General features: G+C 66.2%; 26 protein-coding genes and 1 pseudogene. 4 read left to right on the top strand and 23 right to left on the bottom strand.

Features of this window, described 5'->3' with window-relative positions:
• Nucleotides 1-8: 8 nt before the first annotated feature.
• Genes phnL through phnG form a run of 6 tightly spaced genes read right to left on the bottom strand, consistent with a single transcriptional unit; the run spans nucleotide 9 to nucleotide 4568 of the window.
• Nucleotides 9-707: a phosphonate C-P lyase system protein PhnL gene (gene phnL, locus ACVIYL_RS42230; RefSeq protein WP_225646316.1), complete on the bottom strand. Its 699-nt coding sequence runs from the start codon at nucleotides 705-707 to the stop codon at nucleotides 9-11.
• Between the two features lie 8 nt (nucleotides 708-715).
• Nucleotides 716-1513, bottom strand: a complete 798-nt coding sequence (gene phnK / locus ACVIYL_RS42235) for a phosphonate C-P lyase system protein PhnK (protein ID WP_028339544.1) — start codon at nucleotides 1511-1513, stop codon at nucleotides 716-718.
• Nucleotides 1506-2390: an alpha-D-ribose 1-methylphosphonate 5-phosphate C-P-lyase PhnJ gene (locus ACVIYL_RS42240; RefSeq protein WP_016846424.1), complete on the bottom strand. Its 885-nt coding sequence runs from the start codon at nucleotides 2388-2390 to the stop codon at nucleotides 1506-1508. The genes phnK and ACVIYL_RS42240 overlap by 8 nt, the downstream gene beginning before the upstream one ends.
• Nucleotides 2387-3490: a carbon-phosphorus lyase complex subunit PhnI gene (locus ACVIYL_RS42245; RefSeq protein ID WP_456781405.1), complete on the bottom strand. Its 1104-nt coding sequence runs from the start codon at nucleotides 3488-3490 to the stop codon at nucleotides 2387-2389. Before ACVIYL_RS42245 ends, ACVIYL_RS42240 begins: the two co-directional genes overlap by 4 nt.
• Before the next feature lie 3 nt (nucleotides 3491-3493).
• Entirely contained in the window at nucleotides 3494-4102 is a 609-nt protein-coding gene (phnH, locus tag ACVIYL_RS42250) for a phosphonate C-P lyase system protein PhnH (protein ID WP_456781406.1), read from the bottom strand.
• A gap of 4 nt (nucleotides 4103-4106) precedes the next feature.
• The gene (phnG, locus tag ACVIYL_RS42255) at nucleotides 4107-4568 is read right to left on the bottom strand and encodes a phosphonate C-P lyase system protein PhnG (protein ID WP_456781407.1); all 462 of its coding nucleotides are present in this window, start codon (nucleotides 4566-4568) and stop codon (nucleotides 4107-4109) included.
• Nucleotides 4569-4683: 115 nt separating this feature from the next.
• Between phnG and phnF the strand changes: the two genes are divergently transcribed.
• The gene (gene phnF, locus ACVIYL_RS42260; protein WP_456781408.1) at nucleotides 4684-5409 is read left to right on the top strand and encodes a phosphonate metabolism transcriptional regulator PhnF; all 726 of its coding nucleotides are present in this window, start codon (nucleotides 4684-4686) and stop codon (nucleotides 5407-5409) included.
• 155 nt (nucleotides 5410-5564) lie between these two features.
• Here the strand turns inward: phnF and phnE (ACVIYL_RS42265) are convergent, their stop codons facing one another.
• The 4 genes and pseudogenes from phnE (ACVIYL_RS42265) to phnC all read right to left on the bottom strand — a co-directional run bounded on the left by phnE (ACVIYL_RS42265) (nucleotide 5565) and on the right by phnC (nucleotide 9206).
• A complete protein-coding gene (gene phnE / locus ACVIYL_RS42265; protein ID WP_456781409.1) occupies nucleotides 5565-6413 on the bottom strand; it encodes a phosphonate ABC transporter, permease protein PhnE in 849 nt (282 codons plus the stop codon).
• A pseudogene (phnE, locus tag ACVIYL_RS42270) lies at nucleotides 6410-7295 on the bottom strand (phosphonate ABC transporter, permease protein PhnE). Before phnE (ACVIYL_RS42270) ends, phnE (ACVIYL_RS42265) begins: the two are co-directional and overlap by 4 nt.
• Nucleotides 7296-7378: 83 nt before the next feature.
• Nucleotides 7379-8311 carry a phosphonate ABC transporter substrate-binding protein gene (gene phnD, locus ACVIYL_RS42275; protein WP_057018814.1) on the bottom strand — a complete coding sequence of 311 codons (933 nt, stop codon included), beginning with the start codon at nucleotides 8309-8311 and terminating at the stop codon, nucleotides 7379-7381.
• Nucleotides 8312-8390: 79 nt separating this feature from the next.
• Complete coding sequence (gene phnC / locus ACVIYL_RS42280; protein ID WP_028334545.1) at nucleotides 8391-9206, bottom strand: phosphonate ABC transporter ATP-binding protein; 816 nt, start codon at nucleotides 9204-9206, stop codon at nucleotides 8391-8393.
• A gap of 212 nt (nucleotides 9207-9418) precedes the next feature.
• Between phnC and ACVIYL_RS42285 the strand changes: the two genes are divergently transcribed.
• The 3 genes from ACVIYL_RS42285 to ACVIYL_RS42295 are packed head-to-tail and all read left to right on the top strand — an operon-like array spanning nucleotide 9419 to nucleotide 11961.
• Nucleotides 9419-10084 carry a transferase hexapeptide repeat family protein gene (locus ACVIYL_RS42285; protein WP_456781410.1) on the top strand — a complete coding sequence of 222 codons (666 nt, stop codon included), beginning with the start codon at nucleotides 9419-9421 and terminating at the stop codon, nucleotides 10082-10084.
• Nucleotides 10081-11253: an alpha-D-ribose 1-methylphosphonate 5-triphosphate diphosphatase gene (locus ACVIYL_RS42290; RefSeq protein WP_456781411.1), complete on the top strand. Its 1173-nt coding sequence runs from the start codon at nucleotides 10081-10083 to the stop codon at nucleotides 11251-11253. The genes ACVIYL_RS42285 and ACVIYL_RS42290 overlap by 4 nt, the downstream gene beginning before the upstream one ends.
• Before the next feature lie 9 nt (nucleotides 11254-11262).
• On the top strand, nucleotides 11263-11961 hold the full coding sequence (locus ACVIYL_RS42295; RefSeq protein WP_456781412.1) for a DUF1045 domain-containing protein: 699 nt from the start codon (nucleotides 11263-11265) through the stop codon (nucleotides 11959-11961).
• 152 nt (nucleotides 11962-12113) lie between these two features.
• Here the strand turns inward: ACVIYL_RS42295 and hemC are convergent, their stop codons facing one another.
• The 13 genes from hemC to ACVIYL_RS42360 all read right to left on the bottom strand — a co-directional run bounded on the left by hemC (nucleotide 12114) and on the right by ACVIYL_RS42360 (nucleotide 25852).
• The gene (gene hemC, locus ACVIYL_RS42300; RefSeq protein WP_456781413.1) at nucleotides 12114-13124 is read right to left on the bottom strand and encodes a hydroxymethylbilane synthase; all 1011 of its coding nucleotides are present in this window, start codon (nucleotides 13122-13124) and stop codon (nucleotides 12114-12116) included.
• A 65-nt stretch (nucleotides 13125-13189) separates the two neighbouring features.
• Nucleotides 13190-13810, bottom strand: coding sequence for a bifunctional nicotinamidase/pyrazinamidase (gene pncA, locus ACVIYL_RS42305; protein ID WP_456781954.1), 621 nt, complete (start codon nucleotides 13808-13810; stop codon nucleotides 13190-13192).
• Nucleotides 13810-14628, bottom strand: coding sequence for an aspartate dehydrogenase (locus ACVIYL_RS42310; protein WP_310883201.1), 819 nt, complete (start codon nucleotides 14626-14628; stop codon nucleotides 13810-13812). The genes pncA and ACVIYL_RS42310 overlap by 1 nt, the downstream gene beginning before the upstream one ends.
• A complete protein-coding gene (locus ACVIYL_RS42315) occupies nucleotides 14628-16046 on the bottom strand; it encodes a M20/M25/M40 family metallo-hydrolase (protein WP_456781414.1) in 1419 nt (472 codons plus the stop codon). The genes ACVIYL_RS42310 and ACVIYL_RS42315 overlap by 1 nt, the downstream gene beginning before the upstream one ends.
• Nucleotides 16047-16175: 129 nt before the next feature.
• On the bottom strand, nucleotides 16176-16664 hold the full coding sequence (locus ACVIYL_RS42320) for a Rid family hydrolase (protein WP_456781415.1): 489 nt from the start codon (nucleotides 16662-16664) through the stop codon (nucleotides 16176-16178).
• Between the two features lie 173 nt (nucleotides 16665-16837).
• On the bottom strand, nucleotides 16838-17242 hold the full coding sequence (locus ACVIYL_RS42325) for a c-type cytochrome (protein ID WP_456781416.1): 405 nt from the start codon (nucleotides 17240-17242) through the stop codon (nucleotides 16838-16840).
• 2 nt (nucleotides 17243-17244) lie between these two features.
• Nucleotides 17245-18837, bottom strand: coding sequence for an FAD-dependent oxidoreductase (locus ACVIYL_RS42330; protein WP_456781417.1), 1593 nt, complete (start codon nucleotides 18835-18837; stop codon nucleotides 17245-17247).
• A 112-nt stretch (nucleotides 18838-18949) separates the two neighbouring features.
• A complete protein-coding gene (cnbZ, locus tag ACVIYL_RS42335; RefSeq protein ID WP_456781418.1) occupies nucleotides 18950-19702 on the bottom strand; it encodes a 2-amino-5-chloromuconate deaminase CnbZ in 753 nt (250 codons plus the stop codon).
• Between the two features lie 297 nt (nucleotides 19703-19999).
• On the bottom strand, nucleotides 20000-20425 hold the full coding sequence (locus tag ACVIYL_RS42340; RefSeq protein WP_456781419.1) for a GFA family protein: 426 nt from the start codon (nucleotides 20423-20425) through the stop codon (nucleotides 20000-20002).
• A 247-nt stretch (nucleotides 20426-20672) separates the two neighbouring features.
• The gene (locus tag ACVIYL_RS42345; RefSeq protein WP_225646329.1) at nucleotides 20673-21890 is read right to left on the bottom strand and encodes an ABC transporter substrate-binding protein; all 1218 of its coding nucleotides are present in this window, start codon (nucleotides 21888-21890) and stop codon (nucleotides 20673-20675) included.
• Nucleotides 21891-22124: 234 nt separating this feature from the next.
• Nucleotides 22125-23570, bottom strand: a complete 1446-nt coding sequence (locus tag ACVIYL_RS42350) for an amidase family protein (RefSeq protein WP_456781420.1) — start codon at nucleotides 23568-23570, stop codon at nucleotides 22125-22127.
• 24 nt (nucleotides 23571-23594) lie between these two features.
• The gene (locus ACVIYL_RS42355; RefSeq protein WP_456781421.1) at nucleotides 23595-25013 is read right to left on the bottom strand and encodes an amidase family protein; all 1419 of its coding nucleotides are present in this window, start codon (nucleotides 25011-25013) and stop codon (nucleotides 23595-23597) included.
• Nucleotides 25014-25057: 44 nt separating this feature from the next.
• Entirely contained in the window at nucleotides 25058-25852 is a 795-nt protein-coding gene (locus tag ACVIYL_RS42360) for a FadR/GntR family transcriptional regulator (RefSeq protein WP_456781422.1), read from the bottom strand.
• Nucleotides 25853-25973: the final 121 nt, after the last annotated feature.

The following is a 25973-nucleotide window of genomic DNA, read 5'->3' on the forward strand; positions in this document are numbered from 1 at the left end:
ACGGTCCTTCAGGCAGCAGCCGCGAACGAGGTCACATCGACGATGCGGTCGGCGATCAGATGGCGGATTTCGTCGTCATGGACAATCGCGACCATCGCGACGCCCTTGGTCTTTTTTTCCGCGATCAGCTCGACCACCACGGCGCGATTCGCCGCATCGAGCGAAGCGGTCGGCTCGTCCAGCAGCAGGATCGGCAGGTCCGAGATGAAGCCGCGTGCGATGTTGACGCGCTGCTGCTCGCCGCCGGAGAAGGTCGAGGGCGGCAAGGTCCACAGCCGCTCCGGAATGTTGAGCCGGCGCAGCAGCTGGCCGGCGCGCGCGCGGGCCTCCTCGCGCGCCACGCCGTTGACGATCAAAGGCTCGGCGACGACGTCGATCGTCGCCACCCGCGGCACGGCGCGCAGGAACTGGCTGACATAGCCGATGGTCGAGCGGCGGATGCTCAGCACCTGGCGCGGCTCGGCGGTGGCAAGGTCGACAACCTTGCCGTGATGGCGGATGCCGATCCGGCCGCTGTCGCAGCGATAGTTGCCGAAGATCATCTTCAGGATGGAGGATTTGCCGGCGCCCGACGGGCCCGACAGCACCACGCACTCACCCGGGTCGGCGTGGAACGAGACGCCGCGCACCACGGGCAGTTCGACGCCGCCCTGCAGATGCATGGTGAAGGTCTTCTCGGCGTTGGCAAGTTCGATCATCGCGGTCATTGGCACGCTCATGGCGGAAGAATCGAGGAAACGAGCAGCTGCGTATAGGGCTCACGCGGATCGTCGAGCACCTGGTCGGTGAGGCCGGTCTCGATGACGCGGCCGCCCTTCATCACCATCACGCGATGCGAAAGCAACCGCGCCACCGCCAGATCGTGGGTCACGACGATCGCGGCAAGCCCGAGCTCGCTGACGAGGTTGCGCATCAGGTCGAGCAGGCGGGCCTGCACCGAGACGTCGAGGCCGCCGGTCGGCTCGTCCATGAACACCAGCCGCGGCTCGGTGACGAGGTTGCGGGCGATCTGCAGCCGCTGCCGCATGCCGCCGGAATAGGTCTTTGGCGCATCGTCGATGCGGCCGGTATCGATCTCGACCCGCTCCAGCCAGGTCGACGCGGTGTCACGGATGCGGCCGTAATGATTCCAGCCGACCGCCATCAGCCGCTCGCCGACATTGGCGCCGGCCGAGACGCCCATGCGCAGCCCCTGCGCCGGGTCCTGGTGCACGAAGCCCCAGTCGGTGCGAAACAGGAAGCGCCGCTCGGCCTCGCCGAGTTCAGCGAGATCGCGCAGCACGCCGTCGCGCATCCGGTAGCACACCCGGCCCGCGCTCGGCGCGAGCTGCGCCGAGAGCAGCTGCAGCAGCGTCGACTTGCCCGAGCCGGACTCGCCGACGATCGCCAGCACCTCGCCGGGATAGAGCGCGAACGAGACGTCGCGGCAGGCGGCAAGCCGGCCGTAATTCTTGGCAAGCCCCTCGGCCACCAGCAACGGCTCGTCGTTGTCGAGGCTCGAGAGCTCAGACATGCGCCTTCTCCTTGTGCGGCGCTGCGCTCTCGGTGCCGTGATGGCCGGCGGCCTGGCGCTGCTCGCAGAAGTCCGTGTCGGAGCAGACGAACATCCGCCCGCCCTTGTCGTCGGTGACGATCTCGTCGAGATAGGAATTGTCGGCGCCGCACAGCGCGCAGGGCGCGTTGAAGCGGTAGCGCGTGAACGGGTGATCCTCGAAGTCCAGCGACACCACGGTGGTGTAGGGCGGGATCGCGTAGATGCGCTTCTCGCGGCCGGCGCCGAACAGCTGCAGCGCCGCGCAATTGTCCATCTTCGGATTGTCGAATTTCGGCGTCGGCGACGGGTCCATCACGTAGCGCGCGTTGACCTTCACCGGATAGGCGTAGGCGGTGGCGATATGGCCGAAGCGCGCGATGTCCTCGTAGAGCTTGACGTGCATCAGCCCGTATTCGGCGAGCGCGTGCATGCGCCGCGTCTCGGTCTCGCGCGGCTCGAGGAAGCGCAGCGGTTCGGGGATCGGCACCTGATAGACCAGCACCTGCCCGGCATGCAGCGACGCCTCTGGAATGCGGTGCCGGGTCTGGATCACGGTCGCGTCGGTGGTCGAGGTCGTGGTCGCGACACCCGCGGTCTTGCCGAAGAACTTGCGGATCGAGATCGCGTTGGTGGTGTCGTCCGAGCCCTGGTCGATCACCTTCAGCACGTCGTCGGGACCGAGGATCGCGGCCGTCACCTGCACGCCCCCGGTGCCCCAGCCATAGGGCATCGGCATCTCGCGGCTCGCAAACGGCACCTGATAGCCGGGGATCGCGATCGCCTTGAGGATCGCGCGGCGGATCATGCGCTTGGTCTGCTCGTCGAGATAGGCGAAATTGTACGTCGGCGCGTTCATTCCGCGGCCTCCTGCATTTCCACCGCTTCGTTGGCTTCCGCGAACTCCTGCCGCAGCTTGCGCAACAGGCCGAGCTCGGACTGGAAGTCGACATAGTGCGGCAGCTTGAGGTGCTCGACGAAGCCGGTCGACTGGACATTGTCGGAGTGCGACATCACGAACTCCTCGTCCTGCGCCGGCGCCGCCGCCTCCTCGCCGAGCTCACGCGCACGCAGCGCGCGATCGACCAGCGCCATCGACATGGTCTTGCGCTCGCTCTGCCCGAAGGCGAGGCCATAGCCGCGGGTGAAGCACGGCGCCTCGGTCGTCGAGCCCTTGAACTGGTTGACCATCTGGCACTCGGTCAATTCGATCGAGCCGAGCGGCACGGCAAAGCCCGCGTCCTCGGCGAAGAACTCGACCTCGACCTCGCCGAAGCGGATCTCGCCGGCGAACGGGTGGTTGCGGCCGTAGCCGCGCTGCGTCGAATAGCCGAGCGCGAGCAGGAAGCCCTCATCGCCGCGCGCCAGATTCTGCAGCCGCAAATCGCGGTCGGCCGGAAAGCTCAGCGGCTCACGCGTGAGGTCGCCGACCGGCGTGTCGCTATCTGCCTGCGGCGAGGATTCGATCAGACCATCGCGGCCGAGAATGTCGGTCACCCGCGGCGTGGCGGCCTGCGAGGCGTCCGCGGCTGCCGGCTGCTCCGGCACAAAGCCTTCCGCGAGCTGCGGATCGAGCAGGCGATGGGTGTAGTCGAAGGTCGGCCCCAGGATCTGGCCGCCCGGAACGTCCTTGAAGGTCGAGGAGATCCGCCGCCGCACCTGCATCTCGCCGGTGTTGACCGGCTCGGTGGCGCCAAAGCGCGGCAGCGTGGCGCGGAACGCACGGACCAGGAAGATCGCCTCGATCATGTCGCCGCGCGCCTGCTTGATCGCGAGCGCCGCGAGCTCGCGGTCGTAGAGCGAACCTTCGGTCATCACGCGGTCGACGCCGAGCGCGAGCTGCTCGGAGATCTGTGCCAGCGTCACCTCGGGTACCTCGCGGTCGCCGCGCCGCTCATGCGCGAGCAGACGATGGGCGTTCTCGATGGCGCGCTCGCCTCCCTTGACGGCTACATACATCGCTTACACTCCGCTTGCGATCAGCCGCGTGGTGCGCGGGATCGCCACAATGGCATCGTCATGGACCAGCACGACATCGATGCCGCGCGGGAACAGGGCTTCGTTGATCGAAAGCCGCTGGAACAGGTCGCGCGGCTTGAGCATCGCCTGCAGCACGGCGCTGCCGTCGATGCCGGGCCCTTTCAGCTCGAAGGCCGGCCCCTGCGACAGGCTGTCGACCTGCAGGATCAGTGTGGTCGACCGGTCAGGATATTCGCTGCTGCCGAATGCGAAGCGATCGAGCGCCGGCAGGCTCGCGGCATCGCCGATCAAAGCGAAGCTCGCGATCGATGAATCGGTAACCACCGGCGCGCTGGCGTGAAACTTCAGCCAGCGGGCGACGTCCGGCGTCGCCGACATCGCAGCATCGAGCCAGATCGGCGTGTCGTGATCGAACAGCGTCAGCGCGATCGCGGCCGCGCCGCGCATCATGCCGGCGGGCGTTCCCACGCTCGCGGCGACGCGCTGCACGCTGCCCGGGCGCGCCATCGCATCCATCACGGAACGGAAAGTCGATTGCGCCGACAGCACCTTGTCGGCAAAGCCCGCGGGCATTTCGGCAATCGTCGTCATTGCATCATCCCTCACCGCGCACCATCGTGTAGAAATCGACCCGCGTCGCCGCGGTTTCCGCTGCCTTGCGGCCGCGTTCGGCGTTCATGGCGACGCGCAGCGGTGCGATCACCTTGGCCTCCACCTCGCCGGACAACTCCGCCGACTGCACCATGGCGTCGCACAGCGCGATCATCTGCGCCTTCCGCGCGTCGCGGCCGAGCGTGTAGCCGAAGCCGACCTCGCCGGTCGCAAGCCGCACCGCCGCTCGCGACACCGTCGCCTCGCCGAGATTGAACGGCGCACCGTCGCCGCCGATCCGCCCGCGCAGCATCACAAGGCCATTTTCCGGCTCACGCAGGTTCTCATGCGCAGGCACCGCGACCGCCGCCAGCCTGCCGGCGATATCAGCAGCGGCGGCGTGCGCCAGCACCGTCATCGCGGCTTTGCGCTGGGCCTGTTTGCTGTTTGGTCCGGTCGAACTCATGGGCAAACCTTTGGCAACCTTGCTTGCATCAAGTTGTCTATGATACTAGACAACTTGATAGCGGAGCGCCATGACTGTTTCGTGACAAACCAAAGATTTCTGGTATCACCGCGCCATGAGCATGCAGGAAAGTTCCGGCGTCGCCTTGTGGCGGCAGGTCGCCGACGGCATCGAGCGCGGCATCGCTGACGGCCGCTTCGCCGCCGGCGAAAAGCTGCCCGGCGAGATGGAGATCGCCGAGACGTACCGGGTCAACCGGCACACCGTGCGGCGGGCGCTCGCCGCATTGGCCGAGCGCGGCCTGGTGCGCGCCGAGCGCGGCAGCGGCACCTATGTCGAAGCCCAGCGCCTCGCCTATCCCTTGCGCTCACGCACGCGGTTTTCCGAGATCGTCGGCGCCGGCGGCCACGAGCCGCGCGGCCAGTTGATCGATGCGAGCAGCGATGTCGCCAACCGCGAGATCGCGCGCGAGCTCGGCCTGAAGATCGGTGCGCCGCTGATCCGGATCGAAGCGGTGCGGCTCGCCGACCGGACGCCGATCTGCGTTTCCACCACCTGGCTGTCGGCCGAGCGGTTTCCCGATGCCGGCAGCGTGTTCGCCGACGTTCGCTCGATGACGAAGCTGCTCGGGCATTACGGCGTCAAGGACTACCACCGCGCCTCGACCCGGATCACCGCGGCGATCGTCGATGCGACCGACGCCGCGCGGCTCGACCTGCCGCTGGGACGGCCGGTGCTGGTGGTCGACGCCACCGACGTCGACATGCTGGACCAGCCGCTGGTGGCCAAGCGCTCGCGCTTCGCCGCCGAGCGCGTGGAGTTTCTGGTCGAGAACGGCTGATCTTTCTCTGCTCTCTCGCCCCGCTCTTGCGGGGAGAGGGTCGGGGTGAGGGGCCGCCTCCACAAAGCGGATAAATATGAGTGCGGGGAAACACCCCTCACCCGGATTGCTGCGCAATCCGACCTCTCCCCGCAAGCGCGGGGCGAGGTAACTTTCTACACCACGGCGCGCTGGCCGATGATGGCAAAGCGCAGCTTGCTCGAGATGAAGTCGATCGCGGCGACCGCGATCAGGATCATCAGGATCAGGAACGACACCTTCTGCCACTCCAGCACGCGGATCTGCTCTGCAAGCTGCAGGCCGATGCCGCCGGCGCCGACGATGCCGATGATGGTGGCCGAACGGGTGTTCGACTCGATGAAGTAGAGCACCTGCCCGGCGATCACGGGCAGCACCTGCGGCAGCAGGCCGAAGCGGATTTCATGCAGCGCGTTGCCGCCGGAGGCGCGGATGCCCTCGACCTGCTTGCGATCCGCCGCCTCGATCGCCTCCGAGAACAGCTTTCCGAACGCGCCGAAGTCCGACACCATGATCGCGAGCACGCCGGCGAACGGGCCGAGGCCGACGACGTTGATCCAGACCAGCGCCCAGATCAGCGTATCGACGCCGCGGATCGAGTCCAGGAAGCGGCGCACCGGAAAGCGGATCAGGTTCGAGGGGATGATGTTGCGTGCCGCCAGCAGGCTGACCGGCAGCGCCAAAACCGCGGCAAGCGTGGTGCCGAGCACCGCGATCGACAGCGTCTCGCCGAGCGCCTGCATGTAGAGCGGGAACGACGAGCCCGGATTCGGCGGGAGCATCAGCATGGTGATCCAGCCGAGCTGGCCGAGGCCCGCGATCAGCCTGGACGGCGAGAAATCGAGATCGACCAGTCCGAACACGAAGATCGCGAGCGCCGCCGCGATCATGGCCGGCATCGCCAACCGTGCCGATGCGGGACGTTCGAAGACGTCGGGGTACTTCGCGCGCAGTTCCGTGGTGTCCGGCCTCGGCATCTGGCTCATCGACGGGTGTCCTTGCCGAACAGCCGGCCGCGCAGCCAGCCGGTCGAGATGTCGATGATGAAGACGGTGACGATGATGGTGATGAGGATGGCGCTGACGTCGGAATAGTAGAACTTGCGGATCGCGACCACCAGCTCCTGGCCGATGCCGCCTGCGCCGACGAAGCCCATCACCGACGCCTCGCGGACGTTGATCTCGAAGCGCAGCAGCGCATAGCTGGCATAGCCGGCCGAGACCTGCGGCAGCACGGCAAAGCGTATGCAGGACAGCCAGCTCGCGCCGGTGGAGCGGATGCCCTCGACCGGCTTCATATCGGCATTCTCGACGATCTCGGCGAACAGCTTGCCGAGCGCCCCGGTGGTGTGGATCGCGATCGCCAGCACGCCGGCCATCGGCCCCGAGGCCGAACGCGATCACGAAGATCAGCGCGAACACGATGCCGGGGACGGTGCGGGCGAATTCCAGCAGGCGGCGGATCGTGAAACGTACCCACGGGCCCGGCGACGTATTCTGGGCCGCGAAGAAATTGAGCGCGAAGGCGAGCACGGCACCCGTCAGCGTGCCGACATAGCTGATCAGGATCGTCTCGCCGAGCATCTTCAGCCACTTATGCCAACCCCAGAACCATTCGGCGGGATCGGTCCAGACCCGCGCGCCGGAATCCAGCGTCAGGATGCGATCGAAATAGCTGACGAAATTGCCGAAATAGGTGAACAGCGTGCGCAGGTTCATTTCCGCGCCGAACGCCGCGATCACCAGCACCGTACAGAATGCTGCCGTTGCCAGCGCGGCCTTCAACCGCTTGCGTGCGACGGACTTGCGGTAGGCGTCCTCCAGCGTCGCCAGTTGCTGCGCTGGAAGAATGGATACGGCGGTCGCCATCGACGCGTGCCAGTCCGGTTCGGAGTTGAGTGGAGAGAAAGGGCCGGGCTATACGCCCGACCCTCGTGACGTCAGGCGTGCGATCAGCTCGCCTTCTTTCGCAAACCGTCGACGAACTTGATCAGCTCGATGGTGCCGTCCCAATCCTTGGTGGTGGCGGGATGGAAGCCCTTCTTCTGACCGTCGGACAGACGGTCGAAGGCGGCCTTGTCCTTGGTCGGGGCGTCGAAGAAGGCCTTTGCGATCGCGGCCTTCAGGTCCTCCGGAAGATCGGTGTTGTACGCATAGGGGCCGTTGATGATCAGCGCCGACTTGTGGATGATGCGGAAATCATCCTTCTTCATCGCCGAGCCGTCGGCATTCTTCAGCATGCCCTTGGTCAGCATCTGGGCGAGCGTGGAATCGTCCTCGTTGGTCCACTGGTTAGCGGCCACATCAACGGTTCCCTGCGACAGCGCCAGGACGGCGTTCTCGTGGCTGCCGGTGAACACGACCTTGCCGAAAAAGCCTTCGGCGTTCGCGATGCCCATCTTGTTCAGTTCGAAGCGCGGCACGTTGTTGCCGGACGTCGAGTTCGGATCGACCAGGCCGAGATTCTTGCCCTTCAGGTCCTCGACGGTCTTGTACGGGCTCGACGCCTTGACGAAGAACACCGAGTAATAGCCGGTCGAACCGTCGGCGTTCATATCGTTGGCGAACGCGTCGGTCTTGACGCCGGTCAAGCGCGCGCGAGAGAACGAGGCCGAGCCGTAGCTGGCGATCTGGATGTTGCCGGCGCGCTGGCCTTCGATGACGGCCGCGTAGTCGTTGGCGATGCGCAGTGTGACCTTCACGCCGAGTTCCTTCGACAGATACGCCACGAACGGCGTCCAGCGCTCGGTGACGCCGGAGGCGTTCTCGGCCGGCACCACCGCGAAGGTGAGCTCCGGATACTTTGCCTTCCAGTCCTGCGCGGAGGCCGAACCGGCAAATGCCAGCGCGGCGGCGCCAGCCAGAATGATGCGACGAGTGAACATGACTACCCCTCTTTTGTTGTAGTTGCACCTGTTGGCCGGGCAAAATGCCCGGCCTCCCAGATTGAAAAATGCGCGACGCTCAGGCCGCGGCTGCGGTGCCGAGTGCCGGCGCAGTTGCACCGTCGGGCGCGGGCAGCGGTGCTGCGCCGATGACGTCATTGGCCTCGAGGTCATAGAGCTCGCGGGCGATATGGTCGGTGAGCGCCGCGGGGGCGCCATCGAACACCACGCGACCTGCGGCCATGCCGACCAGGCGGTCGCAATAGGTCCGCGCCAGGTCGAGCGAGTGCAGATTGCAAAGCACCGTGATGCCGAAATGCTTGTTGATGCGCAGCAGCGCGTCCATCACGATCTTGGTGTTGCGCGGATCGAGCGAGGCGATCGGCTCGTCGGCGAGAATGATGTCGGGCTCCTGCACCAGCGCGCGGGCGATCGCGACGCGTTGCTGCTGGCCGCCGGAGAGCTGGTCGGCGCGCTGCGCCGCCAGCTGGGCGATGTCGAATTGCTCGAGCGCCGACAGTGCGAGCGCCCTGTCCTGCTCCGGCCAGACCTGCGCCAGCGAGCGCCATGACGGAATCTGGGCCAGTCGGCCCATCAGCACGTTGGTCAGCACATCAAGGCGGCCGACCAGATTGAACTGCTGGAAGATCATCGCCGAGCGCGCGCGCCACCGCCGCAGTTCCTTGCCGCGCAACGCGGTGACGTCGGTGCCCTCGAACAGGATACGGCCGGAGGTCGGATCGGCGAGACGGTTGATCATCCGCAGCAGCGTCGACTTGCCGGCGCCGGAGCGGCCGATCACGCCGACAAAGCTGCCCGGCGCGATCGAAAAGGACGCGTTGTCGACTGCGGCTTTCGTGCCGAAACGGCACGTCAAACCTTCCACCACCAGCATGTAATGCTCCAACCGCGCCTCGTTGGGCCATCGCTATCCCCGGCGTTTTACAGTTATGTGACGACAGCGCTGCGGTGCGGCGATCGTCCACACCCCTCCCTTGTCGCTCCCTTGCCGTCATCGCAACGTCATGATGTTGTCATCAAGCATCCCGATGACGAGCGCGCATCCCCCCGGAAGCCCAAGATTCTTGAAGATTTGCGGAGGCCCTGATGGCCGGAAAAACACTCTCGGTTGTGCCGACCGTCGACCCGACCGCGTCGGTCCGTGAGAGCAAGCTCGGCAAATATACCGAGGTCGGCGCGCGCACGATCCTGCTTGAAGTCAGCATGGATGACTATTCCTACGTCGTGAACGACAGCCAGATCACCTACACCTCGATCGGCAAGTTCTGCTCGATCGCGGCGATGACCCGCATCAACCCCGGCAACCACCCGATGCATCGCGCGACTCAAGCGCATTTCACCTACCGCGCCAGCGCGTATTTCCCCGGAGAGAGCGACGACACCGACTTCTTCAACTGGCGACGTGCGCATCACGTGCATATCGGCCATGACGTCTGGATCGGGCACGGTGCGATCCTGTTACCAGGACGGAACATCGGAACCGGCGCTGTCGTCGCTGCCGGCGCGATCGTGACCAAGGACGTTCCCGCATACACCATAGTTGCCGGTAATCCGGCGCGGCCCGTGAAGCGGCGCTTCTCCGAGACGATCGCCGACCGCCTCGCCGCGCTCGCATGGTGGGACTGGGATCACGAGACGCTCCGCCGCGTCCTGCCCGACTTTCGCAAGCTCGCGGTCGAGGAATTCCTCGACAAGTACGAGGCCGTGGCCGTATCCCAATCACAGAACAAACAACGGAGCGCCGCATCGTGACGGACATTTTCATCGAGGGCGGGCGCACGCTGGTTGACGGCGCCTTGGTCGAGACCTCGCTGCGGACCGCTGGTCGCGACATCGGCGCGCTCGACGCCGAGCAGGGTCGCGCCGCGCTTCACATCGATGCCAGTGGCCTCCTGGTGCTGCCCGGCATCATCGACCTGCATGGCGATGCGTTCGAGCGGCAGATGATGCCGCGCCCCGGCGTCGACTTCCCGACCGACGTGGCGCTTGTTGACAGCGACCGGCAGGCGATCGCCAACGGCATCACCACCGTGTTTCACGGCACGACCTGGTCGTGGGAGCCCGGCCTGCGCAGCGCGGAGAATGCGCGCAAGCTGCTCGATGCGATCGAGGCGCTGCGGCCGCAGCTCGCCGCCGACACCCGCTTCCATCTGCGCCACGAGACCCACAATCTCGAGGCCGAGGCCGAGATCATTCAATGGCTCAGTGAAGGCCGCATCGACCTGTTCGCCTTCAACGACCACAGCAACGTCAAGCCGAAGAAGCGCAACCAGCTGGCCGAGCGCACCGGGCTCTCCGTCGAGGCCGTCAACGACATGCTCGACCGGGTCGTGGCGCGCCGCCCCGAGGTGCCCGCCTCGATCGCGCGACTGGCCGCCGCCGCGCGCGGGGCCGATATCCGCATGCTCTCGCATGACGACAACAGCCCGGCGATGCGCCAGGAGTTTCGCGCGCTGGGCGCTGTGATCGCCGAATTCCCTGTCAACGAGGAGACCGCGCGCGACGCCGCGGCGGCGGGCGATTTCATCGTGTTCGGCGCGCCCAATGTGGTGCGCGGCGGCAGCCATACCGGCTGGACCAAGGCATCCGACATGATCGCACAGGGCCTCTGCTCGGTGCTGGCGTCGGACTATTACTATCCGGCGCAGCTGCTCGCGGCGTTCCGCCTCGCCGACGACGGCATCCTGCCGCTCGCCAGGGCCTGGGACCTGATCTCGTCGGCGCCGGCCCGCGCGGCCGGGGTCGCCGATCGCGGCGTGCTCGCCGCGGGCCGCCGTGCCGACATCATCGTCGTCGACGACAAGGTGCCGCTGCGGCCGCGCATCGTCGCCGTGATAGCGGCCGGACGGCTGGTGCACCTGGCGGACGCGAGCTGCCTCGTTCATTCGCGCGCACCGCGCAAGACGGTTGCGGCGGCGTAGCCCAGTCCTATGACCAGCACTCCGCGCTACGCGATCTATTATGCGCCGTCGCCCGACAGCGCCCTGCACCGCTTCGGTTCGACGCTGCTCGGCTACGATGCGGTGTCGGGCGACGACCTGCCGTTTCCCGATGGCGTCGCGTCCGACTGGCGCGAGGTGACCGAAGATCCACGCAAGTATGGATTCCACGCCACGCTGAAAGCGCCCACCGCGCTCGCCGACGGTCGGAGCGAGGCCGAGCTTCTCGATGCCTGTGCCGCCTTCGCCGGCCGCGCGCGGCGCATTCCGGTGATCGAACCGGTGGTCGATGCAATCAGCGGCTTCATCGCGGTGATCCCGGCCAGCCGCTCGGATGATCTGCAGCAGCTTGCCGCCGATAGCGTCACCGAATTCGACGCGTTCCGCGCGCCGCTGACGCCGGAAGATCGCGCGCGCCGCAGGCCAGAGAAACTCACCGCGCGGCAGTGCGACTATCTTGACCGCTGGGGCTATCCCTACGTCATGGAGGAGTTCCGCTTCCACATGACGCTGACAGGGCGGCTGAGCGACGAGCGGCGCGGCCCGATCGTGGCGCAGCTGCGCTCACGGTTCGCGGCGGTCGACCTCGCGCGGCTCGCAATCGACCGCATCGCGCTGTTCAAGCAGACCGACAGCGCATCGCGCTTCCGCATCATCGGCAGCTGGCCGTTGCGGGCTGATCGGGATTAGGCCTCACACACCGGTGTCGTCCCGGCGAAAGCCGGGACCCATAACCACCGTCGGTAGTTGTTCAAGCGAGCTGCGGTCCCAGCATCGTCCCACAACCAACATTCGTGGTTATGGGTCCCGGCTTTCGCCGGGACGACGTGGGATGGATATCGCTATTCGTCGATCCGGGTGCGAGCGATGATCTCGGCGGCGCCCTTTTCCAACAGCTCCATGCCCACGGCGCGGCCGAGTTCGCGCGGCCGATTCGCGGGCCCGCGCCGCGTCACCTCGATGAAGCCGGCGCCGGCCTCGTCGAGCACGGAGGCGCGCAGCGTCATCTCGCTGCCCGCGAGCGTGGCGTGGCCGGCGATCGGTGAATTGCAATGACCGTTGAGCACCCACAGCACCTCGCGCTCGGCCTCGGCGGCGAGCCGCGACTGCACGTTGTCGATCCCGGCAAGCCGCGCACGCGTCGCCCAGTCGGTCTCGACGCATTCCACCGCGACGATGCCCTGGCCGACCGCCGGCAGCATCTCGCCGACCGAGAAATCATGCGCGATGCGTGCGGTCATGCCGATGCGCTCCAGGCCCGAGCGCGCCATCACCAGCGCATCCGCCGGCCCCACCTCGCCGCCGCCGGGCAGCCGCTGCTTGTCGCCGCGATCGAGCTTGGCCACCCGCGTGTCGGCGGCGCCGCGATAATGGATCACGGTCGCTTCCGGAAACAGGCGGCGCAGATAGGCGGCGCGGCGCACGGCGTTGGTGCCGATCATGAAGCCCCTGCCGCGCGCGGCGCGGAGGGTGTCGAGCGACAGGCCGGGACGCAGCACGAGGCTGTCATTGGCGGCATCGCGCGCCAGCATCGCGGCGATGACGAGACCCGGCGTCTCCTCGTTGCCCGGCACGTCCTTCAGCGAATGCATCGCCGCCTGCAACGTGCCGGCACGCATGGCTTCGCGGATCTCGGCGACGAAGGCGCCGCCCTTGCCGCCATGGCGCAACAGCTTGCTGGTCTGGTCCTGGTCGCCGCGGGTCTCGAACTTGACGATGTCGACGGCAAGGTCCGGCGCCGAAGCGCGCAGCAGGCGCGCGACCTCATCCGTCTGCGCGAGCGCCATCGCGCTCTTGCGCGTCCCAATCCGCAAAACCTGTCCCGACACGAAAGCTCCGCTGCGCGTGATCATCAACGGCTGGGGATTAGAACAAAAAGCCAGTCAAAACAACGGTTTTTGCCTCTCTTTGGCGATGCTCAGACGAGCACCTCGACAAGCTCCACCCCGGCCGCGCGCATCGCCGCGGTGGCGACGGCAAGCGAACCGCCGAGATCGATGGCGCGGCAGCCCGCCAGCGCCACCGTGGTCTCGAAACCGAGCCGGCGCGCATCGAGCGCCGAATACTGCACGCAATAGTCCGTGGCGAGCCCCGCCATCACGACGCGCTTGAGGCCGCGCTCGCGCAGATAGCCGGCGAGCCCGGTCGGCGTCTTGCGGTCGTTCTCGAAGAACGCCGAATAGGAATCGATCGCAGCCCGGAACCCCTTGCGGATCACGAGCTCGGCCCGCTCGGTGGCGAGGTCGGGATGGAACGCGGCGCCCACGCTGCCCTGGACGCAATGATCCGGCCACAGCGTCTGCGGCCCATACGGCATGGCGATCTCGGAGAACGGCGCCGCGCCCGGATGCGAGGTCGCAAACGAGCTGTGGCCCGCCGGATGCCAGTCCTGGGTCAGCACGACATGGTCGAACCGCCCGGCGAGCCGGTTGACCACCGGCACGACGGCATCGCCGTCCGCGACCGCCAGCGCACCGCCGGGGCAGAAATCGTTCTGCACGTCGATGACCAGCAACAGATCGTCGGGCGCAATCTTCATCATGTGCCGATCCGCAATGATGCGCGCAGCTTGCGCAGGCAGGCGATCACCGACAGCGCGGTGATGCGGCCGGTCTTCGGGTTCTCCGAGGGAATGTTCTCGATCATCATCGAGAACCGCGCGGAATCGGAATCGACCTCGATCCGGTGGGTGTTGCGCGTCACGGTCGGATCCGCCCAGATCTCGACCCTCGTGCGGTCGGGGCCGATGCCGGCCAGCGACAGCGCCACCGCGACGTTGAGATTGGCCGGAAAGCCCTTTGCGGCGTCGCGCGCGCTGCCCTCGAAGATGCGCAGCGGCTCGGTGATGCCTTCGATCCGGATGTTGTTTTCGACCAGATGCGGCGCGCCGACGAGGCCCGCGACCGGCTTGCGCGTCACCAGCCTCGCCGAATGAATGGTCCCGATCGCCGCGGCGGTCACCGCATCGAGCCCGATCAGCGCGCCGGTCGGCACGATGATCTGGCCGCCATGGGCCTTCGCGAGATCGACGAGGTCCTCGTTCTGCAGCAGCGCGCCGACGCTGAGCACAACCGCGGTCTTGCCGCGCTCGACCACCGGCGCCACGATCGAACGGACCAGTTTGCTCGGCGCGCATTCGACCACGATGTCGGCAATCTCGGCCAGCTGCTCGATCGGCACCAGCTTCGGCGCAGACTTGAGCTCCGCCACCCAGCCGCGATGCTTGTCCGGGCTGTTCGCCGACACCGCAACCAGCGCGAGGCCCTCGATGCCCTGATCGAGCGCCTTGACGACGTCGGTGCCGATCGCGCCGAGGCCGGCGACCGCAACCCGTGTCCTTGTCTTGCTGTCAGCCATCATTTCCCGCCGGCGAGCATCTTGACCAGGCGATAGAGATACTCTTCGCCCTCGTAGAACGACTTAACGAGCACGCGCTCGTCCTTGCCATGGATACGGTTGTCGTCGACATCGGCGGCCAGCCCGGAGTGACCATAGGTCGGAATCCCCGCGTTCCGCAGATAGCTGCCGTCGGTCGCGCCGGTGCTCATGACCGGAACGATCGACGCATCCGGCCAGAACTCCTTCGACAGCTTCTCGATCGAACCCATGATGTCCTCATTGAGGGGCGACGGCGGGCTCAGCACGGCCTTGCCGGTCGGAGCCACCGCGATCTGCTTGTCGGCGAGCACGCGCTCGATCGTCGCCTGCACGCCCTCGACCGGCTCGCCGGGCAGGATCCGGCAGTTCACCTTGGCGGTTGCCAGCTGCGGCAGCGCGTTGATGGCGTGGCCGCCCTCCAGCATGGTCGCAACGCAGGTGGTGCGGAGCTGCGCATTATAGCCCGGATTCTCCGACAATCGCGCCAGCGCCGCCGGGTCGGGCTGCGGCGCCAAAATGGCCTTGATATCGTCGGCATGCGACGTGTCGACCTCGGCGGTCTTGGTGAAATAGATTCGCGTGGTCTCGTTGAGATTCATCGGGAAGTCGTATTTGGAGAGTCGCACCAGGCCTTCGGCGAGGTGATAGATCGCATTGTCCTTGCGCGGCAGCGACGAGTGGCCGCCGCGATCCTTCACCGTGAGCTGGTAGCCGATCGAGACCTTCTCGCTGGTCTGCACGCTGTTGCGGATCGCCTTGCCGTTCTTGAGACCGACGCCGCCGCCTTCATTGAGCGCGAACTCGGCATCGATCAGATCGCGGTGGTTCTTGATCAGCCACTGCATGCCGAGACCGTTGGCATCGAGGATCTCCTCGTCGGTCTCGAGCGCGACGATGATGTCGCGATCGGGCTTGTAGCCCTCCTTCTTGTAGCGGATCAGATTGGTGATGAAGGCGGACGCCATGTATTTGTCGTCGCTGGAGCCGCGGCCGTAGAAATAGCCGTCCTGCTCGGTGAGCTTGAACGGATCGACCGACCAATCCTCGCGGTTGGCGGGGACGACGTCGATATGGGCGACCAGAAGGATCGGCTTGCGCGCGCCGGAGCCGTGCAGCCGCGCCACCAGATTGCCCTTGTGCGGCGCCGGCGAGAACACGTGGACGTCGGCCTCGGGGAAACCCGCCGCGCGGAGCCGCGCGCCCATCGCCTCCGCCGCCTTCTGGGTATCGCCGGTCGCGGTGGTCGTGTTGATCTCGACCAGCTCCTGGTAGATGCCGCGGGCGAATTGCTGCTGCTCGGTCAGCCCCTGCGCCGCAGCGCCGGCTGCCAGCAGCGCCGGCCCGAGCGCTGCCGCGAGCCGCAGCGATCGAACCGTGTCTCTAGCCTTGTGCAACATCATACTCTCCCAGAATTCCGCCACCTGATTAGAGCGAATTCAGACAGGCGACATGCGCTTTGGCAAGGCGGCGAGCCCTTCAATTTCCGCGCGCATGCTCCGCGGTTTCGCGCACGCTATTTGCAGTCCTTATTTCGAGTCCTTGGCCGCGATCACCTCGATCTCGACCAGGAATCCGGGATTGGCGAGCGCGGCGACGCCGACCACCGAGCGCGCCGGCAGGTTCGGCTGGCTGCCGCCGAAGAACTGGGTGTAGCCCTCCATGAAGGCCTTGAAGTCCATCGGCGCGGATGCGTTGTGCACCAGGAACACCTGCATCTTGACGACATCGCCCATGCCAAGGCCCTGGCCTTCCAGAATGGTCTTGATGCGGTTGAGCACGCCGACGGTCTGCGTCTTGGTATCGCCATAGGCCTGCGGGCTCGACGGATCGGCGTCCTTGTTGATCGCCGGCGGCACCTGGCCGCTGACATAGACGGTCGTGGTGTTGCCGGTGACGGTCACGGCCTGCGCGATCGGGAATGTCGAGTTGGGAATCGGATGCCTGACCACATCCGCGCAGGCGACCGTCGCCACCGCGGATAGCGCCGCGCCCAGTGCGATAGTTGCTAATCTCATGATTTCTCCATTACTCGATAGAAGCTCGTGCGGCACACATCGTTCATTTCGTCATTCCGGGGCGCGCGCAGCGCGAACCCGGAATCTCGAAGTTGCGGAACTCCGAGTACATCACCTCTGGATTCCGGGTTCGCGGGCCTTGCCCACGCCCCGGAATGACGGAAACGGCGCCTCTAGCGGCGGGCGTCCTGGACATCCTTGGTCGTCACCGCATCCTCATAGTTATTGCTGAAGTGCGTCCGCAGATAATTCACAACGGCGGCGATCTGACCATCGGTCATCATGTCGCCGAACGCCGGCATGCCGCGGCGGCCGTTGATGACCAGGAAGACCGGATAGCTGCCGGCCTCGAGATTCTTGTTGCCGGCCAGCGACGGGTAGCTGCCCGCCCCGCTGGCGCCCGTCGCATCCGGCATGTGGCAGCCCTGGCACACATTGGCAAACAGCTCCTCGCCGGTCATCTCGACGAAGCGGTAGCCCGAAGAGAAGGTGCGCTTGCCCGCGCCGCTGTCCTGCCCAAGGGCTGCCGTCGCCGACAGCAGCGCCAGTCCAGCGACGACGGATGTTGCGGTCCGCATCATCATGTCTTCACCACGCGTTCGTGCAGCCGGGAGATGACGTCGAGCGCGGACAGGATGGCGCCCTCCTGCCAGGCCGGCAGCTGCGAGGCGTGCTCGCCCGCCAGCACGATACGGCCGTCGATCTGGCAGAGATTGCGGTAATGCTGCGCACGGGCGGCCTCGGTCCATTCGCCGGCGCAGCCGAGCGTGAACGGCACGCGATGCCAGGCCACCGCGACGCCGTTCTCGAATTCGTTCCTGTACTGCGGATGGATTGCGGCGCCGAACTCGACCGCGCTGGCGACCCGCTCGACCGGCGTCATCGCGGTGAACTCGAACGAATTGGCACCGCCATACATGTAGGCGCCGAGCAGGATGCCGCGGCCGCCGCGGTTGAAGTCATAGTTCGGATAGGCGATCTGCCGGATCGGCAGGTCGGTATAGCTGATGCCGCCATAGATCGCGTCATCCTCCTCCCAGAACCGCCGCTTGAACTGCAGGCCGATCTTCACCGAGGCTGCATAGGGCACGGAGTCGATCGCACTCTTCATCGGCGCGCTGACATCGACCGGCAACTGGCTCAGGATCGGCAACGGGATGGTGCAGATGCACCAGTCGGCGGTCGCCTGCTGCACCGTCGATGGATTGGCGGTATCGACATAGCTCACGGTGACGCCGGAGCCGTTCTGCTGGATCTGCGTCACCTTGGCGCCATAGCGGATGAGATCGCCGACCTCGCGCGCGAACGCCTTGCCGATCATGTCCATGCCGCCGACCGGCTGGAACATGGTGGTCTGGAAATCGTAGCGCGCAAAGGTCTGCAGATAGCGCCACATCCGCGACCGCAGCAGCTCCTGCAGCGGGATCGGCTCGCTGGGCAGCGGATCGCCCATCAGGCCGCCGCCGGGATCGCGCGCATACCCGCGGAACTCGGCCGACACAAGGTTGGCATTGTACTTGTAGTCGCGATCCAGCGCGCCCCAGTCGCGCAGCGACTGCAGCAGGATCTCCTGATCTTCCTTGCCGACGGTCTCGTCGAGCCGGCCCTGCTGGGTGATCTTTGCGAGCAGCTCCGAGACCCCGCCCTGGAAATCCGCCTTGATGCTGCGAAAGCGCTGCGGCTTGCCGCCGAATGCACGCGTCGCGTGCAGATAGGCGTTGTGATTGAGCTGGATGAAGGGTTCCAGCGTCACATTGAGCCGGCGGCAGTAATCGAGCAGCGCACGGTGATGATAGGGAATCCGCCACGGCCCGGGATTGAGATAGAGCCCCTGCTCGAACTGGCTGGTCTGCCTGAAGCCGCCGAGCTCGACAAAACTGTCGCCGCCGCGGATCGACCAGTTGCGGCCGCCGGCGCGGCTGTTGAATTCGAGGATCTGGACCTTGTAGCCGGCCTTGCGCAGCTCCAGCGCCGCCGTCATCCCGGCAAGCCCCGCGCCGAGAACCAGCACCGAGGCGCCCTTCACGTCGCCCGCGAGCTTCAGCGGCCCCTTGTAGGCGGATTCGGACGCGAAGCCGAGGCTCGTCATCGCGTGATACATCGCCGAACTGCCGGCAATGGTGCCAATCAGCGCCAGCAGATCACGCCGCCTGATCACAGATTCGTTCTGCACCCGCGCTCACCCAGCCGCTGACGTCGATGGCGAAGGGAAACGGTTGACGCGATCCGTGTCAAGAAAGGGCGCACGCTTCCACATCCACCCACACGCGCTTTTGACCGCCACGTCACACCACGCGCTCGCGATGCACGCGCCGGCAATCCATTTCGAAGTCGAGGCCAACCACCGGCGGCCGGTCGAAATGCCAGGTCAAGCCGTTGCGAAGCGCGCCGCGGCGGCCGAGTTCGCTTTCGAGCACCGGATAGGCGTCGTGCACGGTGTACAGCTGCACCGCGGTGGTGTCCTGCCAACGGCCGCCGAACGCGCTCATCCGGCGTTCCATCTCGTCGGCCACGAATTTCGCCTTCGCCAGCAGGCCGGCCGGGCTGGTGTCGCCGAGGGCTACGGTATGATCGCGGTAATTGGCCTTGCCCTCGACCGACTCGCCGCTGCCGGCGACGACAAAGCTGGCTGGTTCGTCCTTGGCGGCCGGCACCGTGTAGCAGAAGGCGTGGAAGCTCGGCTCGCCGGGTGGATCGAGCTTCGGACAGACATTGCTGCGCGCCACCGGATTGACGCCGTCCCGCATCACGCCCCAGGCGAGCAGCGTCTTGATGTAGATTTCGTTGAAAGCCCTGAACCCGGCCTCGGTGAACGGCGCCGGGGAGCGCAGCTCACAGGCGCCGAATGCCGTCAGCGGACGGCCCGCCGCTTTGATGATGTCGGCAATCCTTGCAAAACCCGCGCTCAACGGCACCGGCTCGGAGAACCTGACGCGCTCGATGGCAAAGCCGGGCAGCGCACCGACGCCGCAGGAATACTGGCTGACGCCGGGCATGAAGCGGTAGCCGCCGTCGGAAGCCTCGATGGTGTTGGTCATGGTGCCTCGTGAACACGGTGATGGGGCCGTCGCGATGACGTCTCGCTTGATTTCACCACAGCTGTCGTCCCTGCGAAAGCAGGGACCCATACTCCTCAGCCGAGGTTGTTAAGGGACTCGTCATTTCGGCGTCGTGAAACAATGACGATCGGTGGTTATGGGTCCCTGCTCCCGTGCGCAATTGCGCACTAGGCAGGGACGACACTGAACTTGTTGCACGACCACCGGTGGAAGGGCTCCCTTCCCTCTCACCGTCGTCCCGCGACGAGCCGGGCGGTCATCGGCCGACAGCGATCGTCAGTCGGCCGGGATGAAGCGGAGCGTGCCTGCCCGGCGCGTCGGCTTGCCGGTGTCGTTCGTATGATTGCCCCCGTCCATCACAGGCACCTCGGGGAAGTCGAACGGGCTTACACCATCCAGGCAGGCCACGTTGACGGCATACAGGTTCTGGTTCGATCGCCGTTGATGATGGGTGTAGATCCCGCAGCGTGAACAGAAGAAGTGCTGCACCGATCCGGTATGGAAGCGGTAGCTTGTCAACGCCTCCTCGTCGTGCAGGAACTTGATCCCGCCCATCTCCGCCATGGCAACGACGGCGCCCCGCATCCGGCAGTAAGAGCAGGTGCAGCGGCGGATCGAATTGAAGCCGTCGCTGAGCGTCACCTCGAAACGCACCGCGCCGCAATGGCACTGGCCAGCCCGAACACCCGTGTCGCCCGTCATGTTGCTGCGTCTCCTTCTGCGCCCGGTCCTGCCGGGCGGACGAGAAACGTTCTCAGCGACGTCAACGCACAGCAAGCCCGCAGTTCGCTCGGAACCGCGCAGCGACCTGCGCGACGATCATGATCTGCCGACTGAGACTGATCTCAATACGAACGTATCTTCAGGATCGGCGCCGGACAATCGATCAAAACTCGCGCATGATGCCAGAAAAACTCACGCGAAGGCTCGATGCAAATTTCTGGCGAGGCTAGTGCGATTTGGCGACGTAAGGGCAGCCGCCTTCATCGAGCGGACGGAAGGCCTGGTCGCCCGGCACCGTCGCGAGATACTCGTAGAGGTCCCATTTGCTCTTGGACTCTTCCGGCTTCTTGATGCGCATCAGGTACATGTCGTGCACCATCCGGCCGTCCTCGCGCACGACGCCGTTCTGGGCAAAGAAATCATTGACCGGGGTCTTGCGCATCTGCGCGATCACGATCTCCGAATCGACCGAGTTGGTGGCGGCGACCGCCTTGAAGTAGTGCCTGAGCGCCGAGTTGACGCCGGCCTGATAGGCGGTCGGCATCGCGCCGTGCCGCTTGAAGAACTCCTGGGCGAAGACGCGCGTCTCCGGCGTGCGATCCCAATAGAAGGAATCGGTGAACAGCAGATCGTGCGCATGCGCGAGGCCAAGGGCCGGCACGTCGGTGAGCGTCACCTGCAGCGCGACGACCTGCATGCTGGCGCGGATGTTGAATTCGTCGGCCTGAGAGACCGCGTTGCGGAAGTCGGAACCGGCATTGGCAAGCGCCAGGATCTTGGCGCCGGAGGACTGGGCCTGCAGCAGGAAGGACGAGAAATCGGCGGTGTCGAAGGGATGGCGGACCGCGCCCAGCACCTTGCCGCCGGCCGATGTCACGGCCTTGCTGGCATCGCGCTCCAGCGCCTGGCCGAACGCATAATCCGCCGTCAGGAAGAACCAGGGCGTGCCGCCGCGCGCAACCACGGCCTTCGCCGTCGCGTTCGAGGAGGCATAGGTGTCATAAGTCCACTGCACGCTCGTCGGCGAGCATTGCTTGCCGGTGAGATCGGACGAGCCCGAGCCCGAGATCAGAAACAGCTTCTTGCGCTCGCGCGTCACGGTCTGGATCGCGAGCGCCACCGCGGAATTGACGCCTTCGGCGATCACGTCGACACCCTTGTTGTCGATCCAGTTGCGCACGATGCCGGTCGCCACATCAGGCTTGTTCTGGTGATCCGCCGAAATGATCTCGATCTTGCGTCCGGCGACCGTGCCACCGATTTCCTCCGCGGCCATCTGCGCCGCGATCACCGATCCCGGGCCATTGCCGTCGGAATATTGCCCGCTCATGTCGGTGATGATGCCGACCCGCAGCACGCCATCCTCCGCTCGGGCAGCGCCGGCCGCAAATGAGAGACACACGGCAATTGCGACCAGGACATGCGAGCGTTTCGTGATGGACATTTCGTTCCCAGGGGTTTCGACGTTTCGGACGATCTCCTGAAGCAATCAGGGATCGCCGACAACCCCGTCGCCGGCATGGCGCTCTGCGATTCCGCTCAGAAATTCCGGGAGAAGGAACACAGCTCGACTGCCAGCACGCTCGCGTTTCCGATCGTACGAACGCCGCGACGAAATTTCGCCGCGGCGTGCGCTGAATCATGCGAATGGATAATGCGTGGTGGCGTCGGGATCGCCTCAGCGCTGCTGCCACAATTGCCGTGCCAGAACGCCGGCCTTGCGTTCGATCGCCTCGGCGGCGTCGAGACACATGTCCTCGCGATAGCGCGAGCCGACGATCTGGACGCCGACCGGCAATCCCTCATCGAGACCCACCGGCACCACGGCCGCCGGCAGCCCCAGAACGTTCATCGACGAAATGAAGCGCAGGTCGTTCCAGAACAAATCCTTGACGCGCTGATCGCCGCCGAGATCGGCGTTGACCTCCGGCGTCTTGCGCACGGTGGTCGGCATCAGCACCAGCGGATACTGCTCGAGGAACGTCATCCAGTTCCGGATATGGCGCGAGCGCTCGGCGATCGCCTTCATGTAGCCGGCCTGGTCGAGCGGGTTGGCCAGCGCCATGAAGCCGCGGAACGTCTTCTGGAAGTCGGCGCTGGTGGTCGCCAGCATCTGGTCCTGCTGCAACACGCGAACCTCGGTCATGATCAGGTCGCACCAGAGCTGCCAGACCTTGTTGAGGTCGGGGACCTCGACCTCGCTGACCGCATAGCCGGCATCGGCGAGATGATCCGCCGCCTTGCGCTGGAGCGCAATCACGCTGCGATCGGTCGCCATGTCCTCGGGGATCTTTGCGAGCGCGACCTTGATCGGCCCGGCCGGCTTCGGCCCCGTCAGCGGCGCCGGCACGTACCAGGGATCGCGTGGGTCGCGCTTCGCCATCACCTCGAGGCCGAGGCGCACGTCGGCGACGTGGCGCGCCAGCGGCCCTTGCGACGACATGAACTGCGCCATCAGCGGCCGCTCCGCGGTCGCGCTCGGATTGAACGCCGGGATGCGGCCCTGGGTCGGCTTGATGGTGGCGATTCCGTTGCAATGCGCCGGCCAGCGCAGCGAGCCGCCGATGTCGTTGCCATGCGCGATGGTGCCGATGCCGGCCGCGATCGACGCGCCGGCGCCGCCCGACGATCCGCCGCAGGTCACGTCGGCATTCCAGGGATTGCGCGTCAGGCCATGCAGCGGGTTGTCGGTGAAGCCGCGCAGCGAGAACTCCGGCGTGTTGGTGAGGCCGATGATGACGGCGCCGGCCTTCCTGAGATTGGCCGTCACCGGCGAGTCGCCCGGCGCGATGTTGTCCTTGAATACCACCACGCCGTTCGAATTGGCCTGGCCCTCGACGTCGATGTTGATCTTGATCGTGACCGGCACGCCGTGCAGCGGCCCGACGGCGCCGCCTCCGCGCTTGCTCGCGGCCAGCGCCTCGTCCGCGGCCTTCGCCGCCTGCATCGCCGACGCGCCGAGATCGACCACGACGGCGTTGAGCGCCGGATTGGCGTCCCGCATGCGGTCGAGATGGGCGCGAACCACCTCCTCCGACGTCACTTGGTTGTTTCGGATCGCCGCGGCCGTGTCGACGGCGGACCATTGCCAGATCGGTGCATTCGTCACGTGATGTTCTCCCATGATTGTTCGGTGCTTGTTGTTGGTTCAGTCTCGCGGGTCGATCGGCGTCAGCTTTGATGCACGCGCCTCGATCAGCTCGGCCACTGCGAGACAGACGTCTTCCCGGAAGCGGCCGGCGATCACCTGCACGCCGACCGGCACGCCCTCGGCGGTCCCGGTCGGTACGACGACCGACGGAAAGCCGAGCGCGGGCACCGCAAGCAGCGGCCGCTGCGCGTCGAGCAGCGCGCGGACCACCGCCGCGTCTTCCTGATCCTGATCGAAACGGAACGGCAGTTGCGCCGAGACCGGCAGGATGATGACGGGATAGCGCTCCTGGAACAGCTGCCAGGCCCGCACGATCGCCAGCCGCTGCTCGAAGCAGGCGAGCACCTGATCGCCGTCGAGCTCGGGCGCGTAGGCGATATGGCACTCGAGATTGTAGCGGCTCCGATCGTCGCCGAACTTGCGGATCATCGGCGCCAGCACGCGCCGCTCCTCATTGATGACGAGGCGATGCCAGAGATCGGCCGCCTCCGCGAGCCGCGGCGGCACGGTCTCCTCCACGGCAAAGCCGGCCTCCGCGAGCCAGCGCCCGGCAGCGCGCACCGCCGCGCTCACCTCCGGCGCCTCGTCGCCGAACGGCGCGGGCGCGACCGCGACACCGATCGGACGCTTGAGCGGCGCACCTTGCAGGGGCACCGGCAGCCATGTGCCGTCGCGCGCGTCCGCCTGGGCCATCGCGGCAAGGCCGAGCCCGAGATCGGCGACCGAGCGGGCCAGCGGCCCCTGCACCGACATCATCTGCGCGGTGATCGGACGATCGCTGGTTGCCGACGGATTGAACGCCGGAATCCGCCCCGGCGTCGGACGCAGGCCGGCGACGCCGCAGGCGTAAGCCGGATAGCGGATCGAGCCGCCGAAATCATTGCCATGCGCGATCGCGCCCATCCCGGAGGCGACGGCCGATGCGGCGCCGCCGCTGGAGCCGCCCGGCGTCAGCCGACGGCTCCACGGATTGTAGGTCGCGCCGTGCAGATCGTTGTTGGTGAACCAGCGGTGCGAAAAGGCCGGCGTGTTGGTGCGCCCGACAATGACGGCGCCCGCCTTGCGAAGATTCGCGACCACCGGGCTGTCCTCGGTGGCGATCACCTCGCGGAAGGCCACGACGCCATTGGTGGTGGCGCAGCCGCGCTGGTCGACATTGACCTTGATCGTGACCGGAACGCCATGCAGCGCGCCGAGCTCCGCGCCAGACTTCACCGCGGCATCCGCCGCGTCCGCGGCGGCCAGCGCTTCATCGGCGAGCACAGCGACAATGGCGTTCAATGCCGGATTGACCTCGGCGATGCGATCGAGGCTGGATCGCACGGCTTCCCGGCCGGAAATCGCGCGCGTCGCGATCGCACGCGCCAGATCGACGGCCGACCAGCTCCACAACTCATTCTCGCGCCGCGTGTCCATTGTCGTTTTCTCCAAGGCGTGATGCAGCAGTCGGCCGATGCGGTTCAATCGAGCCGCAACGGCTGATGAAAGACGGGCAGATCGATGCGCCGGTCTTCCGCGGGAACGACCACCGCTTCGGCGCTCAGCACATGATCGAGCATCACGCGCCGGGCGCGCGCGGCATTGCCGGAGCGGAACGCGGCCATCAGACGCTTGTGAAACTCGATATTCTCGCAGGTGAAGCTGGATGCGAATTCCTGCACGCCGAGCTTGCCGATCAGATGCCTGATGGCTTCGTTGACGAACCGGCACATCAGGCCGAGCAGCGGGTTGGGACAGGCCTCGATCAGGATGTCGTGGAAATCGATCTCGGCGTGGCGATGATGTTCCCAATCGGCATCGCCGTCGGGATGATGCTCCTGGGCCGCGATCGCCTTTTCCAGTGCGGCGAAATGCTCCGCCGTGAGGTGGCCGACCACGCTGAAGGCGAGCTCCGGCTCGATCAGCCGGCGGATCTGGTAGATCTGCGCGGTGCTGGTCGACTGGAAATAGAAGTAGTTGCTGAGCAGGCCGACGATCCGGTTGATCGACACCGGCGCCACCCGCGCGCCGCCGCCGGGACCGGTGGTGTTCTGCACCAGCCCCTGCACCTCCAGGGACTTGAGCGCCTCGCGAATGGTCGAGCGGCTGCAGCCGAACATCTCGATCAGCTCGCCCTCCTGCGGCAGCCGGTCATTTGGCTGCAAGCCGGCCTGGAAAATGTGGCTGCGGATCAGGTCGGCGACCGCGTCCGAGCGCTTGCGCTTGATCGAGGCGCGGCGCGAAGGGTCGAGGGACGGGAGAGCCGATTTATCCATTTTATAATCATAAATAGGTCCGGCACGGTATGGCAAGACGTTTCCGCCGGCCGCCCGGGCTACATCGGTCAATGGTCCCGTTCCAGAAACGCAGAAATCGACGCTGCGGACTCAGGATCGA

The organism is Bradyrhizobium sp. USDA 3315 (assembly GCF_054056795.1).

Bases quoted from the DNA above. Each gene is read 5' to 3' on its own strand.
- phnL (WP_225646316.1), bottom strand. From the start codon at position 707: ATGACCGCGATGATCGAACTTGCCAACGCCGAGAAGACCTTCACCATG.
- phnK (WP_028339544.1), bottom strand. From the start codon at position 1,513: ATGTCTGAGCTCTCGAGCCTCGACAACGACGAGCCGTTGCTGGTGGCC.
- ACVIYL_RS42240 (WP_016846424.1), bottom strand. From the start codon at position 2,390: ATGAACGCGCCGACGTACAATTTCGCCTATCTCGACGAGCAGACCAAG.
- ACVIYL_RS42245 (WP_456781405.1), bottom strand. From the start codon at position 3,490: ATGTATGTAGCCGTCAAGGGAGGCGAGCGCGCCATCGAGAACGCCCAT.
- phnH (WP_456781406.1), bottom strand. From the start codon at position 4,102: ATGACGACGATTGCCGAAATGCCCGCGGGCTTTGCCGACAAGGTGCTG.
- phnG (WP_456781407.1), bottom strand. From the start codon at position 4,568: ATGAGTTCGACCGGACCAAACAGCAAACAGGCCCAGCGCAAAGCCGCG.
- phnF (WP_456781408.1), top strand. From the start codon at position 4,684: ATGAGCATGCAGGAAAGTTCCGGCGTCGCCTTGTGGCGGCAGGTCGCC.
- phnE (WP_456781409.1), bottom strand. From the start codon at position 6,413: ATGAGCCAGATGCCGAGGCCGGACACCACGGAACTGCGCGCGAAGTAC.
- phnD (WP_057018814.1), bottom strand. From the start codon at position 8,311: ATGTTCACTCGTCGCATCATTCTGGCTGGCGCCGCCGCGCTGGCATTT.
- phnC (WP_028334545.1), bottom strand. From the start codon at position 9,206: ATGCTGGTGGTGGAAGGTTTGACGTGCCGTTTCGGCACGAAAGCCGCA.
- ACVIYL_RS42285 (WP_456781410.1), top strand. From the start codon at position 9,419: ATGGCCGGAAAAACACTCTCGGTTGTGCCGACCGTCGACCCGACCGCG.
- ACVIYL_RS42295 (WP_456781412.1), top strand. From the start codon at position 11,263: ATGACCAGCACTCCGCGCTACGCGATCTATTATGCGCCGTCGCCCGAC.
- hemC (WP_456781413.1), bottom strand. From the start codon at position 13,124: ATGATCACGCGCAGCGGAGCTTTCGTGTCGGGACAGGTTTTGCGGATT.
- pncA (WP_456781954.1), bottom strand. From the start codon at position 13,810: ATGAAGATTGCGCCCGACGATCTGTTGCTGGTCATCGACGTGCAGAAC.
- ACVIYL_RS42310 (WP_310883201.1), bottom strand. From the start codon at position 14,628: ATGGCTGACAGCAAGACAAGGACACGGGTTGCGGTCGCCGGCCTCGGC.
- ACVIYL_RS42315 (WP_456781414.1), bottom strand. From the start codon at position 16,046: ATGTTGCACAAGGCTAGAGACACGGTTCGATCGCTGCGGCTCGCGGCA.
- ACVIYL_RS42320 (WP_456781415.1), bottom strand. From the start codon at position 16,664: ATGAGATTAGCAACTATCGCACTGGGCGCGGCGCTATCCGCGGTGGCG.
- ACVIYL_RS42325 (WP_456781416.1), bottom strand. From the start codon at position 17,242: ATGCGGACCGCAACATCCGTCGTCGCTGGACTGGCGCTGCTGTCGGCG.
- cnbZ (WP_456781418.1), bottom strand. From the start codon at position 19,702: ATGACCAACACCATCGAGGCTTCCGACGGCGGCTACCGCTTCATGCCC.
- ACVIYL_RS42340 (WP_456781419.1), bottom strand. From the start codon at position 20,425: ATGACGGGCGACACGGGTGTTCGGGCTGGCCAGTGCCATTGCGGCGCG.
- ACVIYL_RS42345 (WP_225646329.1), bottom strand. From the start codon at position 21,890: ATGTCCATCACGAAACGCTCGCATGTCCTGGTCGCAATTGCCGTGTGT.
- ACVIYL_RS42350 (WP_456781420.1), bottom strand. From the start codon at position 23,570: ATGGGAGAACATCACGTGACGAATGCACCGATCTGGCAATGGTCCGCC.
- ACVIYL_RS42355 (WP_456781421.1), bottom strand. From the start codon at position 25,013: ATGGACACGCGGCGCGAGAATGAGTTGTGGAGCTGGTCGGCCGTCGAT.
- ACVIYL_RS42360 (WP_456781422.1), bottom strand. From the start codon at position 25,852: ATGGATAAATCGGCTCTCCCGTCCCTCGACCCTTCGCGCCGCGCCTCG.